A 19201-nucleotide genomic window follows, 5' to 3' on the forward strand; every position below is an offset into this window, starting at 1 on the left:
CGTCACGCAGCGTACTGCGTTTTACATCATCACAACGTCAAACTGCTCCTGGTTATAGAGCGGTTCAATTTGTACTTTTACCTGTTTGCCGACAAAGATTTCCACTTCCGCCAGCGCGTGCGACTCTTCGCCTTTCAACGCTTCCGCCACCGCAGGGGAAGCATAGACCAGAAAACGGTCGGAGTCGTAGGCGTGATGAACACGGACGATTTCACGCATAATTTCGTAGCAGACGGTCTCAACCGTCTTTACCGTTCCGCGTCCATGGCAGGTTGGGCATTCATTACACAGCACATGCTCAACGCTTTCACGGGTGCGCTTACGCGTCATTTCCACCAGCCCCAGCTGTGAGAACCCGTTGATGCTGGTTTTCACGCGATCCTTACTCAGCGCCTGCTCCAGTGAATGCAGCACGCGGCGGCGGTGGTCTTCATTACTCATATCGATGAAGTCGATGATAATAATGCCGCCGAGATTGCGCAGACGCAGCTGGCGGGCAATCGCCTGCGTGGCTTCAATGTTGGTGTTGAAGATGGTGTCATCGAGGTTGCGATGGCCAACAAACGCGCCGGTGTTGATATCGACGGTGGTCATCGCTTCGGTCTGATCGATAATCAGATACCCGCCGGACTTGAGCTCAACCTTACGCTCCAGGGCACGCTGGATCTCGTTTTCGACATCATAGAGATCGAAGATAGGCTGACGCCCGGTGTAGTGCTCCAGCAGGCCCGGCATTTCCGGGATGTATTCAGCGGTAAATTCCAGCAGCGCTTCATACGTCAGGCGAGAGTCCACACGAATGCGGTCGAGCTGCGCATCGGCAAAGTCACGCAGAACGCGCTGAGCCAGCGCCAGCTCACCGTAAAGCTGGTAGCGGGTCTGGTTGCGTTTTTTACGCTCCATCACTTTGGTCCAGACGCGCTTAAGGTATGCGGCATCGGATGCCAGATCGTCTTCGCTGATCCCTTCCGCGGCGGTGCGGATAATAAACCCGCCCTGTTCATCGCAGTAGGCGCTGACCACTTTCTTCAGACGCTCGCGCTCGCTTTCGCTCTCAATGCGCTGCGAAACGCCGACGTGTGACGCGCCGGGCATAAAGACCAGATAACGGGAGGGTAAGGTAATGTCGGTAGTCAGACGGGCGCCTTTGGTGCCCAGGGGATCTTTCACCACCTGCACCATTAAGTCCTGACCCTGACGCACCAGTTCGGAAATATCGCGCACGGCAAACTGCTTTTGCTCTTCGCCCGCAACGCACTCGGTGTGCGGCATGATATCGGAGGCATGTAAAAATGCCGCCTTATCCAGACCAATATCTACAAAAGCCGCCTGCATACCCGGCAGTACACGACTGACACGACCTTTGTAGATATTGCCTACTATTCCGCGCCGCGCTTCACGCTCAATATGAATTTCCTGAAGAATGCCACCGTCAATATAGGCCACACGGGTTTCCGATGGCGTTACGTTTACCAACAATTCAGCCGTCATAATTATCCCTTCCCTCACGCAGTGAGTTAAAATTGCTCAGCAACTCATACGTTTCCACCAGCGGTAAGCCGACTACGGCGTGATAGCTGCCATGAATCTTCCTGACAAAACAGCCACCCAGCCCCTGAATACCGTATGCACCTGCTTTATCCATCGGTTCACCGCTGGCAATATAAGCGGCGATCTCGTCGTCGGTAAGTACTCTGAACGTGACATCGGTTACCACCAGACAATCCAGCACGTGCTGGCTATCCGCCAGCGCGACCGCCGTCATTACCTGATGCGTTTGCCCGGACATTTTGCGCAGCATACGCGCCGCATGTTCGGTATCGTGCGGTTTCTCAAGCACTTCACCATTAAGGATAACGATGGTATCTGCTCCCAGCACTGGCAGATCGCGGGGCGCTAACGCCACGCCCGCCTGCGCTTTCTCGCGCGCCAGACGAGAGACATATTGCTGCGCACTTTCGCCCTCAGCACGTTTTTCTTCAATGCCGGTCACGATGCGTTCAAAAGATACCCCTAACTGGGTCAGGAGTTCCTGACGGCGCGGGGAACCGGAAGCGAGATACAAAGACGTCATAGAAACCTTTTATTGCACGGCAAACTGCTGGCGAACCTTACGCATCAGCAGGAACAGCCACGGCCAGAGCACACCGTTTACTACACTACTCCAGAACACTTCCGGTCGGAAAGAGACGTTGATCACTAAAAACTCTGCCCAGAAAACAACGATATCCGCAGCAAGCGACAACAACATCACGACCAGGGCCTGTTGCCAGAGCGCGAGGTTACGAAAGAGCTGGAATTTTAGTGCGACGAGGTACGCAATAATGCTCATGGACAGGGCGCGAACGCCCAGCGTAGAGCCACTAATGAGATCCAGTATGGCACCCATAACAAAACCCGTGCCGACATTTACGCGGTGCGGCAGGGCAAGGATCCAGTAAAGTAAAATGAGCAAGACCCAGTTTGGCCGGAAAACGAGAATGTTATCCGGCCAGGGCATAATCTGCAGCAACAGTGCAATGAGGAACGAGAGCCAGATGACCCAGCGTCCCTGGCTACGATAACTTGCCACTACTGCCCTCCCAAAGAGAGTTTAGGCGGTGGCGGCGCATCAGGCAGCGGCTGCGTTAACCCGGTTGCCGGCGCGGGCACTGGCGCAGGTGGCCCCATGGAGTCCGCAGGCGGAAGAACCTGCGGCATCATCTGCATCAGGCGTTCGTTTGCGACACGGTGCACCTCTTCAGGCGTCATCGGATTCGTGCCATTACGATCGGCACCCCAGAGCAGCAGCAGGTAGCGCAGACGCTGTAAACCCGCAGTCGGACGAGCCTGAATGACGGTATACGCACGTTGAGTATCGAGCTTCACGGAAGAGACCACCGCAACCGGGTAGCCCTCAGGGAAGCGTCCACCCAAACCGGAAGTCACCAGTACATCACCGACACGGATGTCCGTGTTCGCAGGCAGGTGTTCCAGCTGCAGATCGTCCGTACAGCCGTTACCGGCCGCAATCACGCGGATATCGTTACGCAGGACCTGGATAGGCAGCGCATGCGTGGCATCGCAAATCAGCAGCACGCGGCTGGTCAGCTTGGCGACGGCAACAACCTGCCCCACTACGCCTTTATCACTGATTACAGGCTGGCCTTCATACACACCGTTCACACTCCCTTTGTCGATCACAACCTGATCGCTGTAAGGATCGTTCACGGTGGAGATCACCTGGGTGACCATCTTCTGCTCATCCTGACGCAGCGGCGAGCCGAGCAGTTCACGCAGACGCGCGTTTTCCTGCTTATATTGCCCCAGCATCAGCAGTTCGCTGTTTTTCAGCAGCAGTTCCTGGCGTAATGCCCGGTTTTCAAGTTCGAGCTGGTCTCGTGAAGACAGCGTTTGAGAAACGGAGTCGAGCAGTTCACGGGGACCATTTGATATAAAGTAGAAAGGACTGACGGCGGTATCCATGTACGTTCTGATCTGGCTGAACGTACCGAGGCGGCTATCGGCAATAATGACGCCAAGCGCAACCAGAACCGCCAGAATAAGGCGAAACTGTAGCGATGGGCCACGGCTAAAAATTGGCTTCATAGGCTATGCGTATTCTCGTGTCAGAGAGAAAGGGTAGCGATTCGCTACCCTTTCACAATGACTACTCTTCGCTGAACAAGTCGCCGCCGTGCATGTCGATCATTTCCAGCGCCTTGCCACCACCACGGGCGACGCAAGTCAGTGGATCTTCTGCAACTACGACAGGAATACCTGTCTCTTCCATTAACAGGCGGTCGAGGTTACGCAGCAGCGCACCACCACCGGTCAGAACCATACCGCGCTCGGAGATATCGGACGCCAGTTCTGGTGGGCACTGTTCCAGCGCAACCATTACCGCGCTCACGATGCCAGTCAGCGGTTCCTGCAGCGCTTCCAGAATTTCGTTGGAGTTCAGGGTAAAGCCGCGTGGCACACCTTCCGCCAGGTTACGACCACGCACTTCGATCTCGCGCACTTCATCGCCCGGGTAAGCAGAGCCGATTTCGTGTTTGATACGCTCTGCGGTCGCTTCACCGATCAGAGAGCCGTAGTTACGGCGCACGTAATTAATGATGGCTTCATCGAAGCGGTCACCACCGATACGTACGGAGGAGGAGTACACCACACCGTTCAGAGAGATAACGGCCACTTCTGTGGTACCACCACCGATATCCACTACCATTGAGCCGGTTGCTTCAGACACAGGCAGACCTGCACCGATTGCCGCCGCCATTGGCTCTTCAATCAGGAACACTTCACGAGCACCCGCCCCCTGAGCAGATTCACGGATTGCGCGACGTTCTACCTGGGTTGCGCCAACCGGCACACACACCAGAACACGCGGGCTTGGACGCATGAAGCTGTTGCTGTGAACCTGCTTGATGAAGTGCTGAAGCATTTTTTCAGTCACGAAGAAGTCAGCGATAACGCCGTCTTTCATTGGGCGAATTGCGGCGATGTTGCCAGGGGTACGACCCAGCATCTGCTTCGCGTCATGACCCACTGCGGCGACGCTTTTCGGCGAGCCTGCACGATCCTGACGAATGGCCACAACAGAAGGCTCATTCAAAACGATGCCTTGTCCTTTTACGTAAATAAGGGTATTCGCGGTACCCAGGTCAATGGACAGGTCATTGGAAAACATGCCACGAAATTTTTTCAACATACTAAGGGATAATCCTGAAAGCTGGGGCGGAAAACAAAATCCGCTTACTTTACCAACCACACGCAGCAGCGACAAGGCGCAAAAATCATCTGCAACGGTGAAAATTTGTGCAGTACGTTTCCTGATGTTACAAAATTGATCCCTGACTCCCTCAGGGCTGAGTCAACAGCAGCATTCCTTACTGACCTTTGTAACCCGTTAAAGGTCGTTCACTGGCTTTTTGCTCGACATACTCAAAGCTACAGGCGCGATATTCTACGTGAAAACAACGTAAACGGCAGGTCAAACAGAGTATCTTTGCAAATATTTTTTCACGTTGGTGTCAAGCGGTTGAGAGGCGGCAAAAAAATCGCCCTGACCACCCATGACACCGCGCTCTGTTAACATCTGCCATTCGCCCCTGGAGCGCACGCCCGCGGCAAAGACTTGTGTTCGGGTTCCTTTACACGCTTCAACCAGACTCTGAACCAGCAGCTGGTTTTCCGTGCGCTTTTCAATATTTCTTACCAGCCCCGGATGCAGCTTTAATAGCTCCACATCCAGTTCCTTGATCCAGTCGGTACTGACCAGCGTTAAACCAGCTTGTGTCACCGCCACACGCGCACCGAGCGCGTTGATCAAACGAACCACCGGACGTAACCGGCTGATGTGTTGACCCACATCCGCCTCAGCAAGTTCAAAAATAATGCGTTTGCGTTGCGATTTTTCGCATTGCATTAATGTATCACGCAGCCAGCGCTGAAAACGCGGGCGTATTAACGACTCAACGGTGACCTGTAACGCCAGACTTTCTTCCGGCCAGAAAGATAAAAATGGGATCAGGCGGGAAATTTGCTGGCGGTCATACTCTTCAGACAGCCCAAATTGCAGCACCATTGGCAGATATTCCGCAGAAATAACCTCTTCCGTACCGTCAAAAATACGGCACATCAGTTCGCGATGGTGGACATAGCCGTTTTTCATGACCGCCGGTTTTTGATAAATACGTGGCCCACCGCGGCTCAGCATTTGCTCAATCAACGTACGCCACCGCACGTTTCCACGCCCTTTTTCCGGTAACGAGTCATCGTAAACGGCCCATCCGTTCGCCCCCTGCAACACGGCGTTGCGGGTAGCCGATTCCGCATGCTCCATCACCTGCTCCGTCGACTGACCGCCGCGCCAGGCGCAGATCCCCATATGCACCATGTCGTCGCGATCGAGCATTTTACTCTGGGGCAGCGCGTCTACCGCCTTCAGCAGCTGGCTGGCAATACTTTCCGACTCTTTTAGCGTGCGATGCGGCAATAACACGGCAAAGTCGCTGCGGTGATAGCGGGCCAATAGTGCCCCGGGGTAGCGCATGATAAAGGTGGAGAGCAGGTTGATCAGCGTAAAGAGATTTTCTTCCGCGGCCCGCTGCCCCCATGTGTCGCGCAGCAGATCGAAATCGGGCAGGCGAATCATCATCACCACGCCGTGAGTGCCCACTTTTTCCGAATCGTCGAGCAGCGTGGCCAGTTGATTATCAAAGAAAAGGCGGTTGTTAAGGCCGGTTTTATTATCCTGCGCGGCATAAGAGCGGATCAGCGTATCCATACGGCTGCGCTGGTCGCTGGCAAACTGAATTTCTGAGAGCAACGTATCCAGCGCACTGCTGGTGCGTGACGGCCATTCATGAACAGAGCCGCGCACCTGCGGGCCGCGCTCACCGTTCAGGATGCGGACGGAGCGGATTTCCAGCAGTTCCTGCCCTGAGAGCTGGCGGCGCAACCAGCGAACCGCGAGAAAAATGAGCAGAATAATGAATGCAACCGCGATCGTGAGCGGCGCGGTGGTCATCATGGAACGGAAATAGCTGGCCATCGGATCGAGATATACCATGTGAATGGTCATACCCGGGTTTTTAAGGGAGTGCACCGTTACTTCCCGGTACTGACTCACTACGCCCGCAGGGCGATAACTTCCCTGCCGTTCATGGCTTAAAACCTGATGCTTTCCCTGCTGAATATCGATCCGAATAATATCAACCGGCACCATCAACTCATCCAGTTCCCGGGAGAGCGACGGGAGTGGCGTGGTCAGCAGACGCGTATCAATGACCAACGCAACAGACTGCACCCGGTTGACCAGTTTGTCCTGAATGGCGTTATAAAAGCTCAAAGAGCAACCCAGAAGCGTGACAAAGATGGTCAGCCCCGTTAGCAAGGTGATAAAAGCCGAGAACTTCGTCGTTAATCGCATCCTTGAGATTACTCCGTGGGTTGAGGGGGTAGCGAGTAAGCGCTAACTTGCATTTCAAATGCGGCATACTACCAAATCGGGCGTATCTGGCAATTTATTGCGTTAAATCGGCATTGAATTACCCTGAGCGAGTATAGTCTTCAGAAATTATTTTCCAATCATCTGAGTCGTGAGGACCCCGTATGCAGGCTTTGATCTTAGAACAGCAGGACGGCAAAACGCTTGCCTCAGTACAGGCCGTAGAAGAGAGCCGTCTGCCGGAAGGCGACGTCACCGTCGACATCGACTGGTCCAGTTTAAATTACAAAGATGCACTGGCGATCACCGGTAAGGGTAAAATCATCCGAAATTTCCCTATGGTGCCGGGTATTGATTTTGCTGGCCGGGTCCACAGCAGCGAAGACCCTCGCTTCCATGCGGGCCAGCACGTGCTGCTCACCGGCTGGGGTGTGGGTGAAAATCACTGGGGCGGGCTGGCAACACAGGCGCGCGTAAAAGGCGACTGGCTGGTGCCGATGCCGAAAGGCATGGATGGTCGCAAAGCGATGATCATCGGCACCGCAGGCTTTACCGCCATGCTGTGCGTGATGGCGCTGGAAGAGGCGGGGGTTCGCCCTGAGTCGGGTGACATTGTCGTGACCGGCGCCAGCGGTGGCGTGGGGAGCACGGCGGTAACGTTGCTGCACAAACTGGGTTACCAGGTCACGGCGGTTTCCGGCCGGGAAAGTACGCATGATTATCTTCGCCAGCTCGGTGCCAGCCGCATTCTTGGCCGCGATGAATTCGCCGAAACCCGTCCACTGGAAAAACAGGTCTGGGCGGGCGCGGTAGATACCGTCGGCGATAAAGTGCTGGCGAAGGTCCTGGCGCAGATGAACTACGGCGGCTGCGTGGCAGCCTGCGGTCTGGCGGGCGGCTTTGCCCTGCCAACTACCGTCATGCCGTTTATTTTGCGTAACGTTCGCCTGCAGGGCGTGGACTCCGTGATGACGCCAGCGGCTCGCCGCACGGAGGCCTGGGAACGTCTGGTACGCGATCTGCCGGAATCGTTCTTTACCCAGAGCGCAACGGAGATAAAACTCAGCCAGGCGCCAGACTATGCAAGTAAAATCATGGATAACCAGTTCCACGGTCGCGCGCTGGTGAAAATCGCCTAATCTTCAAATTTTCGTGACATATTCGCGTGAAGCGCTCTCCTCCGTCATGCTTAGAAAAACGCATGACGGAGGATGCCATGAAAAACCGAAAACTGACGGAAGCCGACGTAACGTCCGAGTCTGTCTTTATGTTACAGCGCCGCCAGATCCTGAAAATGCTTGGCATCAGCGCCACTGCACTGACGCTCTCCCCTGCGGCACATGCCGACCTGCTCGACTGGTTTAAAGGTAACGATCGCCCTAAGGCGCCTTCCGGCGCCCCGCTTACGTTTACGAAACCCGCCGAGTGGCAAAACAAACTGACGCTCACCCCTGAAGACAAAGTCACCGGCTACAACAACTTTTACGAATTTGGTCTGGATAAAGCCGATCCTGCCGCCAATGCAGGCAGCATGAAAACCGATCCGTGGACGTTGAAAATTGACGGCGAGGTGGCAAAACCCCTGACATTGGACCACCACGATCTGACCACCCGCTTCCCGCTCGAAGAGCGCATCTATCGCATGCGCTGCGTGGAAGCCTGGTCGATGGTGGTACCCTGGGTCGGCTTCCCGCTGCATAAGCTGCTGGCGTTGGTTGAGCCCACCAGCAATGCAAAATATGTCGCCTTCCAGACGCGCTACGCTCCGGACGAGATGCCGGGCCAGAAAGATCGGTTTATCGGCGGTGGACTGGACTATCCGTACGTTGAAGGGCTACGCCTCGACGAAGCCATGCATCCCCTTACCCTGCTGACCGTTGGCGTATACGGCAAGGCGCTTCCTCCTCAAAACGGCGCCCCCATTCGGTTAACCGTACCGTGGAAATACGGCTTCAAAGGAATTAAGTCTATCGTCAGCATTAAGCTGACTCGCGAGCGTCCGCCAACGACCTGGAACCTGGCAGCACCGGGTGAATACGGTTTCTTCGCGAATGTGAATCCTCATGTGGATCATCCCCGCTGGTCGCAGGCGACTGAGCGCTTTATTGGCGCGGGTGGTGCGCTGGACGTTAAGCGTCAGCCCACGCTGTTGTTTAACGGGTATGCGGATGAAGTGGCTTCGCTTTACCGTGGCCTTAATTTACGGGAGAACTTCTGAGTGCGTTTAACGGCAAAGCAGATTACCTGGCTAAAAGTGCTGCTGCATTTAGCCGGAATACTTCCTTTTATCTGGTTGTTCTGGGCCGCCAGTCAGGGCCTCTTTAGCGCCGATCCAGCAAAAGATATCCAGCATTTTACGGGTCGGATGGCTCTGAAATTTTTACTGGCAACCTTGCTCGTCTCGCCGCTGGCGCGCTACGCTAAACAGCCATTATTGATACGTACCCGTCGGCTTTTGGGGCTATGGTGTTTTGCCTGGGCGACGCTGCACCTTACCAGCTACGCCCTACTGGAACTGGGAATTAACAATCTGACACTGCTTGGCCGAGAGCTGGTGACACGCCCTTATCTGACGCTGGGTATCGTAAGCTGGCTGGTTTTACTGGCGTTAGCGCTGACGTCCACGCAATATGCGCAGCGAAAGCTGGGCAGACGCTGGCAGTTACTGCACAACTTCGTCTATCTTGTCGCGATCCTCGCCCCCATTCATTATCTGTGGTCGGTGAAGATCCTCTCCCCGCAGCCAGTCCTGTATGCGCTGGCGGCAGTGGCGCTTTTAGCATGGCGTTACAAGAAGTTCCGCCAGTGGTTGCGATAGTTCGCGAAACTGTGCGTTTTCCCGCAGATTCCCCCTCAACCGCAAATCTTTTTTGGATTGCGGTTGATAATCTTCCCTGATAAGACCAGTATTTAGCTGCCAAATGCTACGAAATCGTTATAATGTGCGACCTTGGTTCGCCTGACAGTGGTTTTTGGCCTCTGAAAAGGTGACATTTGCGCTTCGACGGTATATTTTGTTTTTTACCCAAAAATCGCAGGAGATAGCGGCATAATGACTGACAAGTTCCATATCTTAGTATTGAACGGACCGAACCTGAACATGCTCGGCACCCGTGAGCCAGAGAAGTACGGCACGCTAACATTGAGCGAAATTGTTAACCGTCTGAGCACGGAAGCAGCATCGCTGAATGTGGATTTGGATCATTTTCAGTCAAACGCGGAGTACGCAATCATCGACCGTATTCATCAGGCTAAAGACAATGTGGACTATATCCTGATCAATCCGGCCGCGTTTACGCACACCAGTGTTGCTATCCGCGACGCACTGCTCGCGGTGAGTATCCCGTTTATCGAGATCCACCTGAGTAACGTGCACGCCCGAGAGCCGTTCCGCCACCATTCGTATCTGTCGGATATCGCTACTGGCGTTATCTGCGGACTGGGCGCTGACGGTTATTCATACGCTTTACAGACAGCGGTAAAACGCTTGTCACAATCACACTAAACAAGAGTACGGAACCCACTCATGGATATTCGTAAGATTAAAAAACTGATCGAGCTGGTTGAAGAATCAGGCATCTCCGAACTGGAAATTTCTGAAGGCGAAGAGTCTGTACGCATCAGCCGTGCAGCCCCAGCCGCTAGCTTCCCGGTAATGCAGCAGGCTTACGCTGCGCCAGTGCAGCAGCCTGCGCTTTCCGCAGCCGTTGCACCAGCAGCTGAAGCCGCACCTGCCGCTGCAGCAGAAATCAGTGGTCACATCGTACGTTCCCCAATGGTTGGTACTTTCTACCGCACCCCGAGCCCGGACGCGAAGGCGTTCATCGAAGTGGGTCAGAAAGTCAACGTAGGCGATACCCTGTGCATCGTTGAAGCGATGAAAATGATGAACCAGATCGAAGCAGACAAATCAGGTACTGTGAAAGCGATTCTGGTCGAAAGTGGTCAGCCGGTTGAATTTGACGAGCCGCTGGTCGTCATCGAGTAACGAGGCGAACATGCTGGATAAAATTGTTATCGCCAACCGCGGCGAGATTGCACTGCGTATTCTTCGTGCCTGTAAAGAACTGGGCATCAAGACCGTCGCGGTGCACTCAAGTGCGGATCGCGATTTAAAACACGTATTGCTGGCGGATGAGACGGTCTGTATTGGCCCGGCTCCGTCCGTAAAAAGCTATCTGAACATCCCGGCTATCATCAGCGCCGCTGAAATCACCGGCGCGGTGGCAATTCATCCGGGTTATGGCTTCCTCTCTGAGAACGCCAACTTTGCTGAGCAGGTTGAACGCTCTGGCTTTATCTTCATCGGCCCGAAAGCCGACACTATCCGCCTGATGGGCGACAAAGTGTCTGCGATCACCGCGATGAAAAAAGCCGGTGTGCCAACCGTACCAGGCTCTGACGGCCCTCTGACCGACGACATGGATGCTAACCGTGCTCATGCTAAACGCATTGGCTACCCGGTTATCATCAAGGCGTCCGGCGGTGGCGGCGGTCGCGGTATGCGCGTAGTACGCAGCGATGCTGAACTGGCGCAGTCCATCTCCATGACCAAAGCGGAAGCGAAAGCGGCTTTCAGCAATGACATGGTGTACATGGAAAAATACCTGGAAAACCCACGCCACATCGAAATTCAGGTGTTGGCTGACGGTCAGGGTAACGCGATCTATCTGGCAGAACGTGACTGCTCCATGCAGCGTCGTCACCAGAAAGTCGTCGAAGAAGCACCTGCGCCGGGCATTACCCCGGAACTGCGTCGCTACATCGGTGAGCGTTGCGCCAAGGCGTGTGTCGATATCGGCTATCGCGGGGCGGGTACTTTTGAGTTCCTGTTCGAAAACGGCGAGTTCTACTTCATCGAGATGAACACCCGTATTCAGGTTGAACACCCGGTTACCGAAATGATCACCGGCGTTGACCTGATCAAAGAACAGCTGCGTATCGCTGCGGGTCAGCCGTTGTCCATCAAGCAGGAAGAAGTCGTGGTGAAAGGCCATGCGGTTGAATGCCGTATCAACGCCGAAGACCCGAACACCTTCCTGCCAAGCCCGGGTAAAATCACGCGTTTCCACGCGCCGGGTGGCTTTGGTGTGCGTTGGGAGTCTCATATCTACGCCGGTTACACCGTACCGCCGTACTATGACTCAATGATCGGTAAGCTCATCTGCTACGGCGAAAACCGTGACGTGGCGATTGCCCGCATGAAGAACGCCCTGCAGGAGTTGATCATCGACGGTATTAAAACCAACGTTGATCTCCAGATGCGCATCATGAGCGACGAGCACTTCCAGAATGGTGGAACTAACATCCACTATCTTGAGAAGAAACTCGGCCTCAACGAGAAGTAATCTTAAAACACGCCTGTTTATCAGGCGTGTTTATTTTTTGCGTCCTTGTTTCTCCCCCCAAACTATTTACCGTCACTATATCTCCAACCCAACCCAGAAATATTCAATATCATCATTTTTTCTACATTTACTTTTCATCATTCCTCGGTTCTTAACGATATTACAGCGTGATGTAATGAGTCCGTTTTTCTTAATATTTTCTCGATAACGGACATATCTTTTATGAATATACTGAAGAGTGGCATACAGAAAAAATGTGTTGCTGCTGCGCTGTTATGTGCATCGGTAACGTCTTTGCCTTTATACGCTGAAACCACGGCCAACTGGTGGGAAAGATGGCAGGATAACCAGGCCTTCAATGAAGCTCTGGATGAACTCGGTATGAGTTATCAACTGTTATCTGAAGATCCACAAAAAACCCTCACCCGTTCAGCCGACCCGACTGATGTTCTCTACTGGCAAAAGCGCACCATGCAAATTTATGGTGAGGCTGACAAAGACATTTATTATATTCCAGCCATTGAAGATCATGATGAAGCTCGTGCCAGAACAGGCTTCACAGGTCGCAATCCCTATTTTAATACCTATTATTATGGTGAACAGGGTGATACGTTCACATTGACCACCTCTTCCCAACCCGATGATGTGGTCTGCTACGCAGGACTGGAAAATCAATACAGCGGTACAATCACCACTAAATATCAGGTGCAGTTAAATGCCAATCACTCAACGCAATATACCCTGAGTGAAAATGGATTAATGCTGCTGGCCTGCTGGGATAAAAGTGGTACCTATAGCCATATGAACACACTCGTTCGTGTGGATGTCACATCGACGACCGCGAAAAAACACCCGTTATTTGTCTTTGGTCTTAACACAAAAGAAGAGTGGAAGGCCCTTAGCCAGCAGAGTACACCGACCGGGCAAACGCTGCTCTTTGACGGGCGCTCTCGATATGTTGTGAATAATTCCACCGCCAAAGCATCGCAGAATACCAACGTGCTGCAAATGCTGCGCGAACAATTAAGCTACGTTATGGACTATGATAAAGTTAACGGGCTTGATGGGTCATCGTATTTACATCAGCCTCTGCGCGGTTTGAATTTCGGTATTTTTAACAGCTGCTGCTGGTCTCAGGGCGGTGCCGGACGTATTGGGATCGGCTTTGGCAACAGCTTACCAACGGAAACCAGCTGGGGTCATTGGCATGAATATGGTCATCAAAATCAGATGACCTGGGCATGGAACGGGTTAACTGAAGTGACAAATAATATTATGTCCCTTTCAGCCTGCCGCCTATTACGCGGAGAAGTCACGGATAAATCCTGTCACGAAAACCTGTATTACAACAATTTCTCCTGGGATCAGCAGGCCGTAGGTTCTTTCCTGAACTCTGGCGAAACACATCAGTTTGATACTGACACTGACGTCTTCCGTAAATTAATGATGTTTGCGCAGCTGAAAACATCGTGGCCCGATCTCTTCGCTTATATTGGCAAAGCCTACCGCGAAACCTATAACGAGGGTAAAGGTAAATCTCTGGTTGCAACCAATCAACAAAAAATTGATTTCTTTGTGGTCAATGCCAGCAAAGCAGCGGGACGTGATTTACGTGAATTCTTTACACGCTGGGGTTTAGGCTATTCCGCTGATGCTGACTCACAAATTGCTGCCCTGAACTTACCTCAGCCGAACAAAGTGACGAAAACCTTTACCGGTAGCCTGAACGGCTCTTCCCCGATAACGATTGAAGTTCCGGCTGAAGATAACACTGTGAATATTGCTTTTGTGACCAACACACCTAAGGCTGGCCCTACCTCTCTGGTCTGGGTTGAGGATGGTGAAACGCCACTGTATGCGCAGGTTGTCGATAGTCGTAACAGAAGCTTCATCGTGAAACTGCGTGGCCAGAACAGCCATGGCGGCTGCAATATTCATTCCGTTAACACCGCGGTTAACTGCAACTCAGGAACAAGCGCATATTTAAGAGTCGCTTATAAAGCAGAAGATAACCCGCATCTGCCTCAGGGCAGCTATACGGGTGTTCTTCATCTGATTGCGCGTGACTGGCACAACACTGACTGGACGGCAAACGTGAATGTCGATCTCTCCATTGTGAAGTAAGTGCTTTATTGCTGCGCCAGTTTCTGGCGCAGCAGAAAATGATTTGGCCTGACTTGCTTATTTATCAGATTCACTACAATGAATATTAATTAGTTCTACATTTAATAATCCGTTACGAAATGTTGTAATTAAACAAGCTTCACCTCATGTTTAATTACGGACATTTTAACTATGAATATATTTCAACATGGAATAAAGAAAACTTTTTCCATCGCAGCACTACTCTGTGCGTCTGTTTCTTCCGCTTGTTATGCGGCAGAGACGGTCTCTACTAACCAAACGATGTGGGACGAGTGGAAAAATAATCCGGGATTTACTGAAGCACTCGATGAATTAGGTATTGACTACAATAATTTAATCAATCCTGCTTATGCATCAACCTATGATGCGCAAAATGTCAATAATCCCCTGTTCTGGCTCAACCGTACTTTAAAAATTTACGGTGAGGCTGAACAAGGTCGCTATCAAATTCCTGTTACCGAAGTTCATGGCAATGGCACGAACAGAACCACCAACGGTGGACGTAATAATTACTTCTTAACGCATACATGGGGCGTCAAGGGTGAAAACGTCACCCTCCGTCTCGGTGATGTTCCGCAAAATGTTTCCTGTTATGCTGCCGTTGATCCTAACTACGAGGGTATTGGCGGTCCGACTAACGAACTTATTTTGAACGCAAGCGGTGACACAACCTACACGTTCTCACAGAACGCGCTGCTTGTCGTTGGGTGTCAGGATAAAACCAAAAAAATGGAGAATGTTGATAAATTCGTCTCCGTGGATATTGTTAACGGCGGTACGTATCACCCTCTCTTTATCTTTGGTATGAATGACAGAGCCGAATGGCGCGCACAGGCACAGGCTACAACGCCATCAGGCTACCACTTTATGTTTGATGGCAGGACACGCTTCGTTGCAAGTCAGGTAATTGCGCAAAACTCGGCAACTAAAAATATAGAGCAGACTCTCCGCCAGTCGCTGCTGCGAACCATCACTTATGACAAACTTGATGGTCTGGATGGCTCCAGCTGGTTGCACCAGCCTAGCCGCGGTTTACTCTTCGCCACTTATCAGAGCTGCTGCTGGGCAAGTGGTGGACAAGGGCTGACTGGCATAGGTGGTGACAGTTCAATCCCTGAGACGCCGAGCTGGCTCGACTGGCACGAATACGGTCACCAGTTCCAGATGAGCTGGTCCTGGAGTGACCAGGGAGAAGTTACCGTCAACCTTTATTCTATCGCTGCATGTTACACCACACTCGGCGATACCGATTTCAAAAACTGTCATAGTAATGAAGGCTTTTACGGTTTCGGTTGGGATCAACAAGCTATTGGCACTCTGCTGAAATCCGGGCACACCTGGAATTTTGCTAAAGAAGATCTGTTCCGTCGGGCGTCTTTCTTTGGTGAAATAATGACGAGCTGGCCACAGCTTTACCCGACACTGGCGAAAGCTTACCGTGAAGTTAACCAGAATGACCCAACCCTGGTTAATAGCAGCCAGAAAAAAATCGACTGGTTTACGCTTAATGCCAGTAAAATCGCCGGCTTAAATCTGAATCAGTATTTCCAGCAGTGGAATATTCCCCTTTCCGCAGAGGCGGTTGCAGCGATTAATGCGCTGAATTTACCTCAGCCGAATAAAGTGGAGAAAACCTTTACCGGTAGCCTGAATGGCTCTTCCCCAGCCAATATTGAAGTACCGGCTGAAGATAAAAATTTCAATATTGCTTTTGTAACCAACACACCTGAAGCAGGTCCTACCTCTCTGGTCTGGGTTGAGGATGGTGAAACACCACTTTATGCGCAGGTTGTCGATAATCGTAACAGAACCTTCATCGTGAAACTGCGTGGCCAGAACAGCCATGGCGATTGCAATATTCATTCCGTTAATACCGCGGTTAACTGCTCCGTAGGAACAAGTGCACATTTAAGAGTCACTTATAAAGCAGAAGATAACCCGCTTCTGCCTCAGGGCAGCTACACCGGTGTCCTTCATCTGATTGCGCGTGACTGGCACAAAACGGACTGGACGGCAAACGTGAATGTCGATCTCTCCATTGTGAAGTAAGTACTTTATTGCTGCGCCAGTTTCTGGCGCAGCAGAAAATGATTTGGTATCCCCCCTGCAATGCGTACAATCCGCCTCTCACTATGAATTATCCAGGAGAGTGGATGGACGCTCGTTTTGTTCAGGCCCATAAAGAAGCGCGCTGGGCGCTGTGGCTGACCCTTCTCTATCTTGCCGCATGGTTGGTAACCGCTTACTTACCTAATTCAGACATCGGTATTACCGGCCTGCCACACTGGTTTGAAATGGCGTGCCTGCTGGTACCGCTGGTATTTATCCTGCTGTGCTGGGCGATGGTTAAATTTATCTACCGGGATATTCCGCTGGAGGACGATGATGCAGCTTGAAGTCATTCTGCCGCTTGTCGCATACCTGCTGGTCGTATTTGGCTTGTCCATTTATGCCATGCGTAAAAGGGCGACCGGCGCCTTTCTGAATGAGTATTTCCTCGGTAGCCGTTCGATGGGCGGCGTCGTGCTGGCCATGACGCTGACGGCCACCTACATCAGCGCCAGTTCATTTATCGGCGGTCCCGGTGCCGCGTATAAGTACGGGTTAGGCTGGGTACTGCTGGCCATGATCCAGCTACCTGCCGTCTGGCTCTCTCTGGGTATTCTGGGTAAAAAGTTTGCCATTCTGGCACGGCGCTATAATGCCGTGACGCTCAACGATATGCTGTTTGCACGCTACCAAAGTCGCTTGCTGGTGTGGCTGGCAAGCCTGAGCCTGCTGGTCGCCTTTATTGGTGCGATGACGGTGCAGTTTATCGGTGGAGCACGTCTGCTGGAAACGGCAGCCGGGATCCCCTACGAGACAGGGTTGATTATCTTCGGGGTAAGCATTGCGCTGTATACTGCGTTTGGCGGATTCCGCGCCAGCGTGCTGAACGATACGCTGCAGGGAATGGTCATGCTGATTGGCACGATCGTTCTGCTGGTGGGCATCGTTCATGCTGCGGGTGGACTTACGCATGCGGTGGAAACCCTGGAAGCCATTGATCCGAAACTGGTCTCGCCGCAAGGCGCGGATGATATTCTTTCTCCGGCATTTATGACGTCGTTCTGGGTGTTAGTCTGCTTTGGGGTGATTGGTCTGCCCCATACCGCCGTGCGCTGTATCTCCTATAAAGACAGCAAAGCCGTTCACAAAGGCATTATTATCGGGACGATTGTCGTCGCGATCCTGATGTTCGGTATGCATCTGGCGGGTGCATTAGGACGTGCAGTCATCCCTGACCTTACCGTGCCGGATCTGGTGATCCCGACACTGATGGTTAAAGTGCTGCCGCCATTTGCCGCCGGGATTTTCCTTGCTGCGCCAATGGCCGCTATTATGTCCACTATCAACGCCCAGCTACTGCAAAGCTCCGCGACGATCATTAAAGATCTCTATCTCAACCTGCGTCCTGAGCAGGTAGAAAATGAACGTCGCCTGAAGCGTATGTCAGCCATTATTACGCTGGTGTTAGGGGCATTGCTGCTGTTAGCCGCATGGCGCCCGCCGGAGATGATCATCTGGCTGAACCTGCTGGCGTTCGGCGGCCTTGAAGCCGTTTTCCTCTGGCCGCTGGTGTTGGGTCTCTACTGGGAACGTGCCAATGCTGCAGGCGCGCTGGGCGCGATGATTGTTGGCGGGGTGCTGTATGCCGTCCTCGCAACGTTTAAGATTCAGTACCTGGGCTTCCATCCTATTGTGCCTTCGTTACTGCTAAGTTTACTGGCGTTTGTGGTGGGGAACCGTTTCGGTCAGCCCGTCCCACAGTCCGCTATGATTTCTACTGATAAATAAAGAGTTTTGCCATGCCGTGGATCCAATTAAAACTGAACACAACCGGCGCGAACGCCGAGGAACTGAGCGATGCGCTGATGGAGGCCGGCTCGGTCTCCATCACCTTCCAGGACACGCATGACACGCCGGTCTTCGAGCCGCTGCCGGGCGAAACGCGCCTGTGGGGTGATACCGACGTCATTGGACTTTTCGATGCCGAGACCGACATGAAAGAGGTCGTCGCGATTCTGGAAAACCACCCACTGTTAGGTGCAGGTTTCGTGCACAAAATCGAACAGCTGGAAGATAAAGACTGGGAACGGGAGTGGATGGATAACTTCCACCCGATGCAGTTTGGCAAGCGTCTGTGGATCTGCCCAAGCTGGCGCGAAGTGCCAGATCAAAACGCCGTCAACGTGATGCTCGACCCGGGCCTGGCATTTGGTACCGGCACCCACCCGACCACCTCCCTGTGCCTGCAGTGGCTGGACGGTCTGGATCTGGCAGGAAAAACCGTGATCGACTTCGGCTGCGGCTCCGGGATCCTCGCTATCGCGGCGCTGAAACTGGGTGCGGCAAAAGCGATTGGGATCGACATCGATCCGCAGGCAATTCAGGCCAGCCGCGATAACGCCGAGCGTAACGGCGTCTCCGATCGTCTGGAACTGTATTTGCCGGATGCGCAGCCAGCGGTCATGAAAGCCGACGTGGTGGTCGCCAACATCCTGGCAGGCCCGTTACGTGAACTGGCACCGTTAATCAGCGTACTGCCCGTTGAGGGCGGTCTGCTGGGGCTTTCAGGTATCCTGGCAAGCCAGGCCGACAGCGTGTGTGAAGCCTACGCGGATCTCTTCGCCCTTGACCCGGTGGTAGAGAAAGAAGAGTGGTGCAGGATCACCGGTCGTAAAAAATAAGCATTTGGCGTGGTCATCTGACCACGCCTCTCCTCCACTGATAG

Annotated in this window: 17 protein-coding genes; 11 read left to right on the top strand and 6 right to left on the bottom strand. The window is 52.9% G+C overall.

Annotation, left to right across the window (positions count from 1 at the left end):
• Positions 1-21: 21 nt before the first annotated feature.
• From rng to csrD, 6 genes are all read right to left on the bottom strand, one after another.
• Positions 22-1491: a ribonuclease G gene (gene rng, locus L383_RS07940; protein ID WP_014885432.1), complete on the bottom strand. Its 1470-nt coding sequence runs from the start codon at positions 1489-1491 to the stop codon at positions 22-24.
• Positions 1481-2074 carry a Maf family protein gene (locus L383_RS07935; RefSeq protein ID WP_023331420.1) on the bottom strand — a complete coding sequence of 198 codons (594 nt, stop codon included), beginning with the start codon at positions 2072-2074 and terminating at the stop codon, positions 1481-1483. Before L383_RS07935 ends, rng begins: the two co-directional genes overlap by 11 nt.
• A 9-nt stretch (positions 2075-2083) precedes the next feature.
• Complete coding sequence (mreD, locus tag L383_RS07930) at positions 2084-2572, bottom strand: rod shape-determining protein MreD (protein ID WP_008502849.1); 489 nt, start codon at positions 2570-2572, stop codon at positions 2084-2086.
• Positions 2572-3588 (bottom strand): rod shape-determining protein MreC, encoded by a 1017-nt coding sequence (gene mreC, locus L383_RS07925; RefSeq protein ID WP_023331421.1) that lies wholly within the window; start codon positions 3586-3588, stop codon positions 2572-2574. The genes mreD and mreC overlap by 1 nt, the downstream gene beginning before the upstream one ends.
• 61 nt (positions 3589-3649) lie before the next feature.
• Entirely contained in the window at positions 3650-4693 is a 1044-nt protein-coding gene (gene mreB / locus L383_RS07920) for a rod shape-determining protein MreB (protein WP_000913396.1), read from the bottom strand.
• 282 nt (positions 4694-4975) lie between these two features.
• On the bottom strand, positions 4976-6916 hold the full coding sequence (gene csrD, locus L383_RS07915; protein WP_023331422.1) for an RNase E specificity factor CsrD: 1941 nt from the start codon (positions 6914-6916) through the stop codon (positions 4976-4978).
• A gap of 182 nt (positions 6917-7098) precedes the next feature.
• On the opposite strand from csrD, the gene L383_RS07910 reads away from it, so the two are divergent.
• The 11 genes from L383_RS07910 to prmA all read left to right on the top strand — a co-directional run bounded on the left by L383_RS07910 (position 7099) and on the right by prmA (position 19157).
• The gene (locus L383_RS07910) at positions 7099-8073 is read left to right on the top strand and encodes an acrylyl-CoA reductase (NADPH) (protein WP_023331423.1); all 975 of its coding nucleotides are present in this window, start codon (positions 7099-7101) and stop codon (positions 8071-8073) included.
• A gap of 77 nt (positions 8074-8150) precedes the next feature.
• Positions 8151-9152, top strand: a complete 1002-nt coding sequence (gene msrP, locus L383_RS07905; RefSeq protein ID WP_023331424.1) for a protein-methionine-sulfoxide reductase catalytic subunit MsrP — start codon at positions 8151-8153, stop codon at positions 9150-9152.
• Positions 9153-9752 carry a protein-methionine-sulfoxide reductase heme-binding subunit MsrQ gene (msrQ, locus tag L383_RS07900; protein ID WP_014885437.1) on the top strand — a complete coding sequence of 200 codons (600 nt, stop codon included), beginning with the start codon at positions 9153-9155 and terminating at the stop codon, positions 9750-9752.
• 234 nt (positions 9753-9986) lie between these two features.
• Complete coding sequence (aroQ, locus tag L383_RS07895) at positions 9987-10439, top strand: type II 3-dehydroquinate dehydratase (protein WP_023331425.1); 453 nt, start codon at positions 9987-9989, stop codon at positions 10437-10439.
• Positions 10440-10460: 21 nt separating this feature from the next.
• Positions 10461-10922 carry an acetyl-CoA carboxylase biotin carboxyl carrier protein gene (gene accB, locus L383_RS07890; RefSeq protein WP_010436174.1) on the top strand — a complete coding sequence of 154 codons (462 nt, stop codon included), beginning with the start codon at positions 10461-10463 and terminating at the stop codon, positions 10920-10922.
• A gap of 10 nt (positions 10923-10932) precedes the next feature.
• Positions 10933-12282: an acetyl-CoA carboxylase biotin carboxylase subunit gene (gene accC, locus L383_RS07885; RefSeq protein WP_003860388.1), complete on the top strand. Its 1350-nt coding sequence runs from the start codon at positions 10933-10935 to the stop codon at positions 12280-12282.
• Positions 12283-12504: 222 nt separating this feature from the next.
• Positions 12505-14406 carry a M60 family metallopeptidase gene (locus L383_RS07880; protein ID WP_023331426.1) on the top strand — a complete coding sequence of 634 codons (1902 nt, stop codon included), beginning with the start codon at positions 12505-12507 and terminating at the stop codon, positions 14404-14406.
• A gap of 171 nt (positions 14407-14577) precedes the next feature.
• Entirely contained in the window at positions 14578-16476 is a 1899-nt protein-coding gene (locus L383_RS07875) for a M60 family metallopeptidase (RefSeq protein ID WP_023331427.1), read from the top strand.
• Positions 16477-16580: 104 nt separating this feature from the next.
• The gene (locus L383_RS07870; RefSeq protein WP_014885441.1) at positions 16581-16823 is read left to right on the top strand and encodes a YhdT family protein; all 243 of its coding nucleotides are present in this window, start codon (positions 16581-16583) and stop codon (positions 16821-16823) included.
• The gene (panF, locus tag L383_RS07865; protein WP_014885442.1) at positions 16813-18264 is read left to right on the top strand and encodes a sodium/pantothenate symporter; all 1452 of its coding nucleotides are present in this window, start codon (positions 16813-16815) and stop codon (positions 18262-18264) included. The genes L383_RS07870 and panF overlap by 11 nt, the downstream gene beginning before the upstream one ends.
• A gap of 11 nt (positions 18265-18275) precedes the next feature.
• Positions 18276-19157, top strand: coding sequence for a 50S ribosomal protein L11 methyltransferase (gene prmA / locus L383_RS07860; protein WP_023331428.1), 882 nt, complete (start codon positions 18276-18278; stop codon positions 19155-19157).
• Positions 19158-19201 lie beyond the last annotated feature (44 nt).

This window comes from Enterobacter sp. MGH 37 (assembly GCF_000534515.1).
Classification (GTDB): Bacteria; Pseudomonadota; Gammaproteobacteria; order Enterobacterales; family Enterobacteriaceae; genus Enterobacter; species Enterobacter kobei.